The following is a 13,121-nucleotide window of genomic DNA, read 5'->3' on the forward strand; positions in this document are numbered from 1 at the left end:
GCGCCGGCGCTGCAGCGGGTGGCCTGGCGAAACGATCGACGGAGTGAGAGATGATAGCTTGCAAGCCACGCATGCGTTTCTGGCAAATTCTGAACATGAATGTCGGATTCTTTGGGATCCAGTTCAGCTTTGGCCTGCAGCAGAGCAATATGAGTCCGATTTATAAATATCTCGGTGCGCACGATGGCAGCCTGCCGTATCTGTGGCTAGCCGGACCGATCACCGGTCTGCTGGTGCAGCCAATGATTGGGGCGATGAGCGATCGCACCGACTCTAGGCTGGGACGCCGCACTCCATATTTTCTGATCGGCGCGCTGATATGCAGCATCTGTCTTCTGGCGATGCCTTTCAGCTCAAGCTTGTGGATGGCCGCGAGCCTGTTGTGGATACTCGACGCGGCCAACAACGTGACGATGGAGCCCTATCGTGCGTTTGTTAGCGATCAATTAGATCACTCGCAGCATGCCGTCGGTTTTCTTACGCAAAGTGCCTTCACCGGGCTTTCCCAGACTCTCGCTTATTTGACACCCTCACTACTGGTGTTCTGCGGCATGGACGTGGCAGCGCGCAATGCGCAGGGCATTCCGTATGTTGTGGTGGCTGCATTTGTCATCGGTGCGCTGTTTTCGACTGTGTCGATTGCATGGTCAACGCTGACTACTCGCGAGCTTCCGCTTTCGCAAGAGGAGCGGGCACGTATTCGCGGGGCGCCGCGTTCGCTGGCGGCTACCCTCGCTGAGGTCCGTGATGCGATCAAGAAGATGCCCTTAACGATGCGACAGCTGGCGGTGATGATGCTGTTCCAATGGTATGCGATGTTCTGCTACTGGGAGTATGTGCCGCTGTCACTGGCACGCACGCTGTTCGGGAACACTGAATCGAGTACGGCTGGCTTCAGTCAGGCGGTGTTGATCAATGGGCAGATCGGCGGATTTTATAATTTTGTGGCGTTTTTGAGTGCGTTTGCGATGATCCCGCTTGCGCGAAGAGTCGGCCCGCAGAAGTTGCATGCGGCCTGTCTTACCCTGGGTGGCATCGGACTGCTGGCGCTGCCGATGATCCATCGCCAGATGCTGCTTTTTGTGCCGATGATTGGATTGGGACTTTCTTGGGCAAGCATGATGGGCAATCCCTATGCCATGTTGGCTGGAAGTATTCCGCCCGAGCGATCGGGTGTTTACATGGGCATTTTCAATATGTTCATCGTCGCGCCGATGCTTCTGCAGATCATCACAATTCCGATGGTCTACCACCACGTGCTAGGTGACAATCCGCAGAACGTGATACGCGTGGCGGGATTTGGCTTGATGATCGGCGCGGCGCTGTCGTTGCGTGTAGCCTGCCCACAATCGTCAGACTATCGCATCGATTGATCGTACGGCAGCGCACCCGTTCGTCCGCAAAGAGTACCGAGCGCACGCACTCTTCGCACGAACCTTGCACACCCGGAGGCTTCGGCATATTCCAGCTGATCGTTTTTTGTTGAGCTGGCCGCCTGGCCAAAAGAGGCCATTCTAAGCGGTCCCATGAGCCAGCCATCGCGTGCGACGTTATTTTGCGACCTGGGCCAATTTCGAGCAGAGCAGCGCTTTGAAAATGAAGAGAGCGGTCCGTCCAGCATTTGTTGAATTGCAGCGAATCAAATGCCGGGATTGAGCACACAAGATTGATAAACCCTGGTACAGATCGCGACATAAAGAAATAGAGCTTCATACCTTCTCGATCGTGAGTTCAACACCCTCGACAAAGTCGCACATACCTTCGATGGCGTTCATTCAAGCTTTATGCGCAATGTCTATCTTTGCGGTTAAAGCTGGGACATTTTTGGCATGACTATTTCTCGGAAACAACTTCAACGAGATCTCGATGCATTTGAGTTGCATATGAGAGTTATTGCTAAAAGTTATGTCACCACCGAGCGATTTTTGAAGGACTTCTTAGTTCGAGCGAACGACATGTCGAAGCGGGTACCGATAGCGGAACGTGAGTGGTTCGACGCTTGTATCAGCCGGATGCTTAAAAAATTCAGTTTTAAGGGTGATAACGAAGAGGAGACCAGGTAGTGCAGGGCGATTCAGCGCTTTCGATTCGAGATACGTTGCGATACCTGTCTAGCTGCTTTCGCGACGGCATTTTTTAACTGGAAGAAGCTGAAAGGCTTTTGCAGATAAGTACCCTCAGTCGAAAGAGCATCGCAACTTTCGGTCGATGCGATGACGTGCGCTACGTCCTTTGCGTCTAGCGCCTCCAATACTGCTTCAGTTGAATGACCTCTCACGTCGGTTTCTAGCACGGCGAGCTCAATCGGCTCGTCGGCGACGGAATCAAGCGCGCCTTTCACTGTGCTTACCGTTTCAACGGGTGAATAGCCCAACACTTCCAGGCCGTCGGCTATTGTTTCAGCGACAAGCATGTTGTCCTCGACGACCAAAGCCTTGGGGGGCGCGAGTTTCTCCGCATCGAAAGGCTTATTCGGTGTGCTCACGAGCCTTGCCTGCTTTGCTAGTTGTTACATACACATATCTAAGCACCACCATACACGCTTTGGCAGCTGAGATTGTTTTACTCAGACTCCAAAGGCGATCGGTCTGCCGAGGTCCCATAGTTACCGTACCGTTTCTCAAAAAGATAGCTCATTTAGGCGCGCTTACCTGAAGCCATAGTGTTTTAGTATCAGTCAGTATGCTTCACTTGACTACGTAAGCGCTTGGTCTCGTACATGGCGGCGTTAGCTAGGGCGAGCAGTGCTGCCGAATCGTGTGCATCGCTCCCGAGTGATAACCACGCCCCCACTCGGGCTATCGTATTCGATCACTTGGTCCACTGATTGGAAGTGCCCCGCACACCTAGTTTGCAGCTTTGTCTTGAACACTTCAGCCGTATGTTCAGCAATGCTGCGTGGTACCGTACGCAAGTACGACAAACTCGTCACCGCCGAGACGAGCCACGAAGTCATCTAAACGAATGACGCTTCGAATCCTTGCTCCGATGGCTACAAGCAGTCGGTCACCAATGCCCGACGTGGGAATGAAGATGATCCGCGACTGTCCCACCCAGCCTTTCAACGCGGAGAATGGCCTGTTACACCGTTATCCATCTGATTCAGTAGGCATCAGCAAACGTCGTGAGGACGATGGTTTCTGCTTAGCTGATCGCTTCGTTGAATGAAAATGGTTTCGACGCGACAACTCTAGGAACGCGCGTACTGCACCATTTGTCTCGCGGGTCCGGCTAATGAGAAACAGATCGGCGCGCATAGTGGAGCCTATGAGTCGTCGATAGGTGATATTAGGTATGGCCACTTGCTCGATAGGCGTGGGGACAATGGCCAATCCCAAACCAGCAGCAGCCATCGCCAATACGGTAACCGTATTGGGAACGCGATATATCCGCGCGGGTTCTCCGCCAATCCAGTCGCGTAATTTGGCAAGTGGTCCGTTCTTATCTTCTTCTGCGGCGTACAGCACTACGGGTTCCGATCTAAGGTCATTGGCGCTTAAGCGGACCTTGCTCGCCAGGCGGTGATCACTTGCCAACGCGACAACCATAGACCAATTTCCAATCGGCTCTGCCGTCAATTCGCGATTGAACGTGAAGTCCACGCTGGGGCAATAGCCAATGTCCATGTCACCATCGAGTATGGCTTTGGCCTGAAGCTGCGGAGTGACCTCTCGCAACTCCAATTCTGCTGTCGGGTAACGTTGATGAAACTCGCGAACATCACCCATCAGCTTCCCGGTCGGAACCGCGATGCCGGCAAAACCAATTCGCACCGTGCCAATTTCACCGCGCAGCGAGCGCTGCGCGATCATCTTCGCGCGTTCAGATTGCTCAATCGTGCGATGAGCTTCCACAAGGAAGAGGGTGCCTGCCTCGGTCAACTCAACCCGTCGGCTGGTGCGGACGAACAGCGCGCCGCCAATCTCATTCTCTAATGCGCGAATTTGCATGCTAAGTGCAGGCTGAACGATGTGAAGCCGTTTTGCTGCACGTCCGAAATGACCCTCTTCGGCTACGGCAACGAAATACCGCAAATGGCGTAGATCCATGATTTACCTCGATCATAAAAAATGATGAATTGCTCAAATTAATCTATTGGAACTTATACATCTAAAGCGAGATTCTTGTCGTCGTTGCGGTGAGAAGCCTGCGCTGCGTGGACGCGTTGCACCTCTTCGTTAATCACGATTCCAGCTACGATCTTTTTTCAGACCACAGGACCGAACGATGCAAACGTATTGGGAAGACTGTCTAAACATCGCCGACCTCATGACCGCTTGGATGCGTCGAGATTTGGCTCAGTGGGACAGTTTGCGTGAACTTTTTCACCCCGATGGAACGATTGAGGTGACTTGGTTCGAAGGGAACTTCCGCGACTTCGTTGACGCATCGATGCGTATGGTCACGTCGGATTTCAAGAATAAGCATTTTATCGCCTCGCCCGTAGTTACCTTCTGCGGTGACAAGGCTGTCGTCGAAACCAACGCCATGATTGTCGGCGAAAGTATCAAGCTTGGCTTAGGCTGTGTATCGCATAATCGCTTCTACGATTTGGTCGAAAAGCGCGGTGGCGTCTGGAAGATTTTGAAGCGCCAAAGTATTTACGACATGGGGTCGTTTACGTTTCCGCGCGGCGCTGTAGAGATCGATCGAGATACGATCAAGCGCTTTCCACATGAATACGCGCCACTCGCTTACCTGCTCGATAAAAGCGGCTTTCCCGTGGAACGTGTTTTTGCGACGAAGGGGAGCGATTTGGAAAAAAGCATGAAAGCCGATGGCGAGGCATGGCTGGCACGCTGATTCGATGAACGTAATCCCCTCGCGGAGAGGGTTCCGCATTTAATGTTGTATACAGAACGGTGTCGACTTGATTCTGGCTACCGCATGAAATCTGTCAAACGAACGCCTGCAACCTGAAGGGGGCGTTTTCCGTCGAACCCGCCGCCGATTCCACACCCAAGCCGACCAACGAAAATGCTGTCAAACCCAGTAACAAAAGCGCTACTAAACCGGTTAGCTAAAACGCTCCAAACCCGCCTCCCCGCGGGTTATTGAGCGGCACTTGCTCCAGCGATATCTTGCGGTCTGCACGATGTCGCAGGAGACGCCCGTCAAGATCTACGCAACTTACGCGCAGCTGCGCGAGCTGGCCCATCGGGTATAATATATTTTTTTATCTTAAATATATTGCGTTGCAGCAGGATTCAATTGCCTGCCTACGTATACCTAAGCTAGGTCGACCTGGGCATCTAGTCATGAAGTTCCACCACCTCCGCGACTTCCTGGCTGTCGCTCAAAAAGGAAGCTTGCGTGCAGCATCGCGTGATCTAGGAATTGCACAACCGGCAGTGACGCGCAGCATTCAAGAGTTGGAGAAAGAAGTTGGCACGCCGCTTTTCGAGAGACACGCGCGCGGCGTTGTCCTCACGGTCATTGGGGCCGCTTTCTTGCGTCGAGCCAAAGCGATCAGTAATGAGCTGTATCGCGCACGCGATGAAATTAATCAAATGCGAGGTGTCGCCCACGGCAGTGTTCGCGTGGCGCTCTCGATGGTCGCGCACATGGCGATGTTACCGGCGGTACTACCTGCATTCCGGGATCGTTATCCAGAAGTCCATCTGGACATCATTGATGCGGTCTTCGCAACGGTCGCGACTGAACTTATGGATGGCTCCATCGATTGTTATATCGGGCCGCCGCCAGAGTTTCTACCGAGCGGCATGATCTCTGAAAAATTGTTCGACAACACGCGGGTAGTCCTGTGTCGCCGCGGACATCCGTTGGCTAAGGCAAAGCACCTGCGTGACCTCATTGATGCAGAGTGGATCACCACCTCCATTACAGCCAACCGTGAACACGAGCTGGGACCCCTTTTTAGCAGCCACGCGCTGCCTGCACCGAAGCTAGTGTTGCAGGCACACTCAGCGCTGACGCTGATTGTGTCCGTGCTGGCGTCGGATATGTTGACGATGCTGCCGCGGCAATGGGAAGACTTTCTTCCGACGAAAGATGCCTTTCAAACTATTCGTGTCGCTGAGCCCTTGATCGCACCCCCCATTTGCATCATTCAGCGCGGCCGCATGCCGTTGACACCCGCAGCAGAATATTTTTGCGATCTAATCCGTCGCGCTGCAGTGCACATCAAGCCCGCGAGATCCGCGAAGGCTGCGACATAAATCCTCTTTGGACTCGCTTCAGTCTGCAAATGACTGCAGAGAGTTGGTTATTTCTACACGCCGGAGAGCTTGCGGCAATGGCGAGGGCTACACCCTCTCAAGCCCGCTCGAGGTCAGGCAGCCGTTTAGGTGCTCCAAGAGCGATACCTAAACGTAATCAGCCTGATCGATTTGCCATCTTTATGTTGAACCCAGTGCCGCCCTAGCTTATGCAGCCGCGGCATCCGCTCACTGACTTCGTGTCGGAGCCGCGCCACCCACTGATTAGGAGTGCCGGCGTGACAAGCTCGTCCATTCATCTAACCCAATGGTCTCGAGAAGGCTGGTTCGACCCGGGCGTCGTGATGGTTCACGGCAGCGCTCAAGGAAGTTTAGTCGGCGGCGATCGCCATTTTTCTCGCCAAGCGCTTCTCGCGACTAAAGGGTGGCGAGTGGTTGTTCCCGATCGACCTGGACACGGACTAAGTCCCGCTCCCGGTCGCCCGGATGACGCCGAGGAAGATGGGTACTGGGTCGCTCAACTCCTCGGCGAACGTAGTCATTTAGTGGGTCATTCGTTTGGCGGCTGCGTGGCGCTTGCAGCCGCTGCGCGAAATCCACACGCCGTTCTGTCGCTCACGCTGATAGAGCCCGCGATGCATGCTGTTGCCGCAAGCGATCCGAGGGTCCAGCCGTTCCTCAAGGCAATGGCAGGGGTTTACCGCGACGCGACTTCCACGGCCGATCTCGCCATTCGTTTTGCTCAGTTGGTCAATATTCCCCCAGAAATACGGGGCGGTTCCAGTGCTGACGAACTGGACCACATGGGCATGGGACTGCGTCAACTTAAGTTGCCATCACCCGATCGCTTACGTGAACAACTAGATGTGTTGAAGGCGGCAAACATCCCATTGCTCGTCGTGACGGGTGGCTGGAGTCCAGCGTTCGACGCGACCGGCGAAGCCATCGCCAATCTCGGTGGCGGGCGCCACGAACTCATCGCTTCGCCAAACCATTTTCCGCAGCTGGTATCCCGTCAATTCAATGAAACACTGGTCGATTTCATGACCCAGGCAACCCGGCGCCCCACGCAACAGCTGCCATCAAGCCGTCCGTCCACCCAGTGACCGACGCCGTATTCAACGGCAAAACAGAAAAAAACCTTATCCATCGTATTCACGGGGAGGTGAATAATGAAAGTACGTTACATGACGGCTGCAATGGCACTGGCGCTGCTAGTGCAGAGCGCACACGCGATTGAGCCAGGCGTTCCTCCGCAATATCCCGCCGGCGTCACCTCCGGCATACCAACGGGAACGATTCTTCCTGCGACGTTCTACGTCGACTTTTATACGAACTATTACGATGCCCGCGTAGTTGATGCATCGGGGAAAAAGACCGGCATCAATATCGATGTTTTTGCCAACGTTCCACAGATTCACTTTGCGCCGGATTGGACCATTCTCGGTGGCAAGTTTCAGGCGATTGCGCAGATACCGTTTGTCGACATTCGCGTATCTGGCCTCGTACATGCAGCAAACAGCGGTGTGGACAATCCGTATCTATCTCCGCTCAATCTGGCGTGGACGTTGGCACCCGGTACGTTCTTCTCTATCGGAGAAGGTATCTACTTACCGGAGGGCGATAAAGCAGTGCGTGACAATTTCACGACGTACGAGCAGTCCTTAGCGTTTAGCTATTTGAATAATGGCTGGGACGTGACAGCACATGCCTTATTTGACTTCAACGAAGCCGATAAAACGACGAACTATAAGAGCGGCAATATTTTCTCACTCGACTTTACCGCGACGAAGAACATCGGTGGTTTAGACATCGGGCCGATCGCTTATTACCAAAATCAAACCACAAACGATCGAAATGATGGTTTTGCATATGGGCCAGCACGGCCCACATTCGGGCGCATCAAGGCCGTCGGGTTGGGTGCGTTAGTCAGCTACCGGTTTGGTCCACTCATTGCGCGCGCTTCGATCACCTCTGATGTGTATGCGCGAAGCACCACGCAGGGCACCCATTACTGGCTGTCCTTGACGTTGCCGCTCACGCCGATCCGCGCACGGCCCAATTCCCATACTTCCGACTGATTTTGTAACGCCGCGTTCCAATGTTCGCAGGCTCCGAACGTCTGCGCTGGCTATCACCGTTACACCATAGAGAAACGTGTCATTCCTGGAGAGTGTCTTTAAATGAGTGCCGATGACAGCGAGTTCGACGTGATTATCGTGGGTGCCGGGCCGGTGGGTTTGGCGCTGGCGATCGAGCTAGGGCAGCGCGGTATTCGTTGCTGTGTTGTAGAACGCAATGATCGCGTGGGATACAGTCCGCGAGCCAAAACCACCAATGTAAGGACACGAGAACACCTACGTCGTTGGGGCATCGCCGACGCGCTGCGTGAAGCCTCGCCGATCGCGCCAGACTACCCCCCCGACGTGGTTTTCGCCACGCGCATGAACGGGCCGATCTTGACGCGCTTTGAGAACGCTTTCAACGGAAAGCGTGAGCGCAACGATCTCTATTCGGAGGAGGCTCAATGGGTTCCGCAGTACATCCTTGAAGAGGTGCTTCGGCAAAAGGCCGTCTCGCTACCTGTGGTGCAGGTTTACTTCAACACGGAACTGGTGTCGCTCACACAAACCGCCTCGTCCGTTTCTGCAGAGGTCAGGGAGACTAACACCCGCACTGTTCGTCAGGTTCATGCCAGCTATCTCGTGGGTGCAGACGGTGCGCGCAGCTTCGTACGCAGCGCAATCGGCGCGACAATGGAGGGCGCAGGCCAAAGTTTCCGGAATCACAGCATTATTTTTCGGGCACCGGACTTGTCGGCGCGTCATTCGCACGGCGACGCGATCATGTATTGGATGGTTAACGAAGATGTTCCGTCGTTGTTGGGCCCCATGGATCAACATGGGTTGTGGTTTTTCATGGCTACCAAGCTGGCTAACGATGTGGATCCGGCCAGTATCGATCCTATCGAATTGATTCGACGTGGCACTGGCCTGCACGACTTGGTGATCGAGATCATTGGTAACGATCCCTGGACTGCGCATCAGTTGGTGGCGGACCGATATTCGCTCGATCGCGTCTTTTTGGCGGGAGACGCCTGCCATTTACATCCGCCGTTTGGTGGCTTCGGTATGAATATGGGCATTGGCGATGCCGTTGATCTCGGCTGGAAGCTCGCCGCTACCTTGCAAGGATGGGGAGGTCCGATGCTTTTGGCTTCCTATGAGCAAGAGCGGCGCCCTGTGCATGAGCGCACGATCGCGGAGTCAGTGATCAACTATGGGACGGTGGGCAATCAGCTGGTACGTCCCGGTCTAGAAGACGACTCAACAACCGGCGAAGCTACGCGGCGAGAGGTTGCAGAGATCATCCAGGCGACCAAGCAGCGTGAATTCAAAACGCTTGGGATTGTGTTGGGTACTCGCTATGCGGATTCGCCTGTTATCGCCGTCGAGAACAGCCCGCCGCCTGTTGAGCACTACATGTTGTACGCACCATCCGCCTATCCGGGCTGTCTGGCCCCGCATTTGTGGCTCTCGGACGGGACGTCCCTTTATGACCATTTCGGCCACGGCTTCACTTTGCTGGTCTGCGACGGTGATCCAGATGATGCATTGCCCCTTCGAGACGCCGCCGGGGCATTGCATGTACCTCTGACGGTGGCCAGTCCCGGTGATCCACGACTTCGCGCACGTTACGGCGCGCGCTTTGCACTCATTCGTCCGGACCAACACGTCGCTTGGCGTGGGGACGCGATTCCATCGTCTGCTGCCAATTTACTGCGTCGCTCGATCGGTGCCGTTGTCAGCACTTCTTAGTGCGCTCGTAAGATCCCGACGCATCCACAAAAGCGACCATCTATTCAGGGGCCATCGCATGACGGTCAGAGAACTAACATTGATCAATGTGTCACACCTCATCGATGACGGATCGGTAACGCGATTCCAAGTCTTGGTGATTGGCCTTTGTTCGCTGGTGGCGTTTCTGGACGGCCTCGACAGCTTATCGATCGCTGTCGCCGCGCCACTTATTGCAGATAGCCTTGGATTGGCGAAGTCAGCGCTTGGCCCAATCTTTTCTGCTGCGCTTCTCGGGGCGATGATCGGTGCGCTCACCTTTGGTCCGCTGGGTGATCGCTACGGGCGCAAGCGCATCTTAATTGCGGCAGTGATGGTATTTGCCGTGTTCACCTTCACGACAGCGCATGTCACTTCCTATCCGACGCTTTTGGCCGCACGATTTGCAGCGGGCTTGGGTTTAGGGGGTGCCACGCCATGCTTCATCGCACTGGCGTCCGAGTACGCGCCTAGCCGCCGACGCGCGATGGTAGCCAGCCTGATTTGGGCAGCATTTCCTCTGGGCGGAGCCATCGGTGGCTTTCTCAATGCTTACATCCTCACCCGCCTCGGATGGCAAGCCATTTTTCTGGTGGGTGGCATCGTTCCTTTGCTTGTCACGGGCGCGCTCTGGCGATGGGTCCCCGAATCGATCGGCTTCCTGCTAGCGAGCCGTGCGGACCAATCGCGCATCGGAGCGATCGTCGAAAGGATCAAGCCTGGGCTTCCGGTTGGTGTATTGCTTGTAGGGAACGAAGTGCCGATCACGGGCACACCCTTGAAGCATCTGTTCGCGAAAGGTCGCGTGATGGCCACCTTACTATTGTGGACACCTTTCTTTACCTCTTTCGGAACGCTCGCGCTGATCGTGTACTGGATGCCGGCGCTGCTACGTGGACACGGCATCGCGCTAAGTCAGTCGTCGGTGGTCATCGGCGTCAACAGCATGGGCGCGCTGATCGGCATGGCGAGTGCAGGATGGTTGATTGACCGCTTTGGTGCCCGGCGCATTCTCATTCCGGCGATGCTGTTGGGTGCCTGCGCTACGGGAACACTCGGTTTTGCCGCCACGTCGTTGGTGTCGATATCGTTGGTCATGATGGTGTTGGGTTTGTCGGTGGGGCTTTCAGCATCTGGTTCAGTAGCGCTGGCATCGCTGACCTATCCCACGGCCATTCGATCATCGGGTGTCGGCTGGGCGATGGGTATGGGACGCTTCGGTCAAGTCCTCGCACCGTTGTTCGCAAGCTCGGTCACCGCTGCAGGATGGCCCGATACCAAACTCTTTCTGTGCGCGGCGCTCGCGCCTCTCATCGGCGCGATTGCGACGTCGATGCTTGTTGGCGCTCACCGAAGTGCCGTGAACGATAACCGGCAGGTCGTCTGATCCATGGTAGGTCCGCCGATGGCGCGCGCATTAGCTAGACGCTACATCTAAACGACCAGCGTATCGCTGCGGCGGCAGGCAGGGCTGGCTAGGCGTTAGCCTGCACGAAAGTAATGAGGAGCTCATTGAACTGGTCGGAAGCAAGCTGAGGGAAGTGGTGCGGCGACGGGACAATGACATGGCGACCGCCGCCCATCGTCGACACCCTATCTCCCACAGCCGTGAAGGCGGGGTTCCAGCCTCCGGTTACAACCAACAAGGGAACTCGTGCTTCTTTGATAATCCCTAACTCACGTCCCAGTGCCGCTTTGGTAGGGAGCTTGAGCTGCGATAGGCCTTTGTCCATCCGAATCAATTCTTCGTCGCTGGCGCCGCCATGGATATCCGTTGGGATATGCATGCGTTTAGCAAAGCCGCGCACACGGCGTGTTGGCGAGAAGGAGAAAAACTTGGTGGCGAGCAATCCAAGGACAAACTTGCGTACGCGTGCATCGTCCATGACGAGGGTAAACATCGCCGGCTCAATCAGCGTGAGTGAGCGCACCTTCTCCGGACGTCGAGAGACCGCGTTGAGCGCACAGGCGCCGCCGAAGGAGTGGCCGACCACGTGAACATGGTCATCAAACAGTTCAGCGATCCATTGGCCGTCTAGTCGAGCATCGTCTGGACGACCGGGCGCAGGGCTCTTTCCGTGTCCAGGTCGATCCGGTACGACCAGCTGAAAGCCTCTGGCAGCCAACGACTTTTGGTTAGAAAAGCATGTATCTCCACCGACAATGCTGCCTTGAGCGCTGCCGTGTATCAATACAAGTTTCGGACCGACGTCACCCCAATGTGTGATGTGAATCGAATCGTTGATCAACACGTCTTCCCCATCAAAAATGGTCAGTGCAGCTGCCTACGCATAACCGAGTGTGTCGAAAGCGATCAGGCATTTTCGGTATGGAGCGAGTTCGGCGCGATAGCTGAGAGCAAAATTTGCGTCGTTTGTCGGATGTGTCCTGCCATCAATGCGACGGCAAGACCGGCGTCGCGCGCGAGCGCCGCATCGAGCATCGCGCGGTGCTCCGCCACCAAGTCGCGATCGGTTTCAGCCAGCGGTATGGAAAGTCGACGATACCGCTCACTTTGTGCGTACAGCTGACGACGAATTTGCGTCAAGGTTGGGCTGTCGCACGCTGCCACGAGCGACTCATGAAATTGCGCATGTTTCTCGCTCCAGGCGTCGCTGAGCATCAGCGGATCGTCGCCGCCATGCTTTGGGGTATGGGCAAGCGTATGAAATGCCGCAACAGCGGCTGACTCCCAGCTGAGATCTCCCACCTCCAATGCACGGCGGAGACAGAGACTCTCAATTTCAATGCGCACCTGCGTCAGGTCCTGGAGCTCTTCGCGGGAAATCGGCGCGGCGCGATATCCCCGTTGTGGCTCCGTTATCACCAGGCCCTCGGAACTAAGTCGCGATAGAGCCTCCCTCACCGCACCAAGGCTTACATCCCACTGTTCGCAGAGATCTGCAATTTTCAGCCTCTCACCCGGCGCGATGCGGCATGCGAGCAACGACGCGCGAAGGTCGCGGTAGACCTTTTCGGTCAGGCTTTGGGTCACACGAAAGGCTGTATTAGGCATAGCCGTAGTCTAGCGATAATTTCTATGTTGCAAAGTAAAATATGACTTTATCTTAAAAAATATATTTTTAGTTGACAAATGCACCAGGTG

The 13,121-nt window shown here is 55.2% G+C and carries 12 protein-coding genes; 7 read left to right on the forward strand and 5 right to left on the reverse strand.

The genetic code is table 11. The features are described from left to right. The first annotated feature begins 50 nt into the window (after positions 1-50). The gene (locus ACDK93_RS01420; RefSeq protein WP_458070807.1) at positions 51-1,373 is read left to right on the forward strand and encodes an MFS transporter; all 1,323 of its coding nucleotides are present in this window, start codon (positions 51-53) and stop codon (positions 1,371-1,373) included. A gap of 701 nt (positions 1,374-2,074) precedes the next feature. Here the strand turns inward: ACDK93_RS01420 and ACDK93_RS01425 are convergent. The 3 genes from ACDK93_RS01425 to ACDK93_RS01435 form a co-directional block, all read right to left on the reverse strand. Next, complete coding sequence (locus ACDK93_RS01425; protein ID WP_458070808.1) at positions 2,075-2,485, reverse strand: hypothetical protein; 411 nt, start codon at positions 2,483-2,485, stop codon at positions 2,075-2,077. 400 nt (positions 2,486-2,885) lie between these two features. Then, positions 2,886-3,053 carry a diguanylate cyclase domain-containing protein gene (locus ACDK93_RS01430; RefSeq protein WP_458072316.1) on the reverse strand — a complete coding sequence of 56 codons (168 nt, stop codon included), beginning with the start codon at positions 3,051-3,053 and terminating at the stop codon, positions 2,886-2,888. A gap of 36 nt (positions 3,054-3,089) precedes the next feature. Continuing rightward, positions 3,090-4,049, reverse strand: coding sequence for a LysR substrate-binding domain-containing protein (locus tag ACDK93_RS01435; RefSeq protein WP_458070809.1), 960 nt, complete (start codon positions 4,047-4,049; stop codon positions 3,090-3,092). Between the two features lie 178 nt (positions 4,050-4,227). Here ACDK93_RS01435 and ACDK93_RS01440 point away from each other — a divergent pair, with 178 nt between their 5' ends. From ACDK93_RS01440 to ACDK93_RS01465, 6 genes are all read left to right on the forward strand, one after another. After that, on the forward strand, positions 4,228-4,803 hold the full coding sequence (locus tag ACDK93_RS01440) for a nuclear transport factor 2 family protein (protein WP_458070810.1): 576 nt from the start codon (positions 4,228-4,230) through the stop codon (positions 4,801-4,803). Positions 4,804-5,258: 455 nt separating this feature from the next. Further along, positions 5,259-6,179 carry a LysR family transcriptional regulator gene (locus ACDK93_RS01445; protein WP_458070811.1) on the forward strand — a complete coding sequence of 307 codons (921 nt, stop codon included), beginning with the start codon at positions 5,259-5,261 and terminating at the stop codon, positions 6,177-6,179. A 278-nt stretch (positions 6,180-6,457) separates the two neighbouring features. Then, positions 6,458-7,285 carry an alpha/beta fold hydrolase gene (locus ACDK93_RS01450; RefSeq protein WP_458070812.1) on the forward strand — a complete coding sequence of 276 codons (828 nt, stop codon included), beginning with the start codon at positions 6,458-6,460 and terminating at the stop codon, positions 7,283-7,285. Positions 7,286-7,351: 66 nt separating this feature from the next. Next, positions 7,352-8,260, forward strand: coding sequence for a SphA family protein (locus tag ACDK93_RS01455; RefSeq protein ID WP_458070814.1), 909 nt, complete (start codon positions 7,352-7,354; stop codon positions 8,258-8,260). Between the two features lie 102 nt (positions 8,261-8,362). Next, positions 8,363-9,997 (forward strand): FAD-dependent oxidoreductase, encoded by a 1,635-nt coding sequence (locus ACDK93_RS01460; RefSeq protein ID WP_458070815.1) that lies wholly within the window; start codon positions 8,363-8,365, stop codon positions 9,995-9,997. Between the two features lie 58 nt (positions 9,998-10,055). Continuing rightward, entirely contained in the window at positions 10,056-11,402 is a 1,347-nt protein-coding gene (locus ACDK93_RS01465; protein WP_458070816.1) for an MFS transporter, read from the forward strand. An 88-nt stretch (positions 11,403-11,490) separates the two neighbouring features. Here ACDK93_RS01465 and ACDK93_RS01470 read toward each other — a convergent pair whose 3' ends face one another. Both ACDK93_RS01470 and ACDK93_RS01475 read right to left on the reverse strand, forming a co-directional pair. Next, positions 11,491-12,264 (reverse strand): alpha/beta fold hydrolase, encoded by a 774-nt coding sequence (locus ACDK93_RS01470; protein ID WP_458070817.1) that lies wholly within the window; start codon positions 12,262-12,264, stop codon positions 11,491-11,493. A 65-nt stretch (positions 12,265-12,329) separates the two neighbouring features. Continuing rightward, entirely contained in the window at positions 12,330-13,031 is a 702-nt protein-coding gene (locus ACDK93_RS01475) for a GntR family transcriptional regulator (RefSeq protein WP_458070818.1), read from the reverse strand. Between the last annotated feature and the right edge of the window lie 90 nt (positions 13,032-13,121).

The sequence above is a fragment of the Rhodanobacter sp. BL-MT-08 genome (assembly GCF_054161255.1).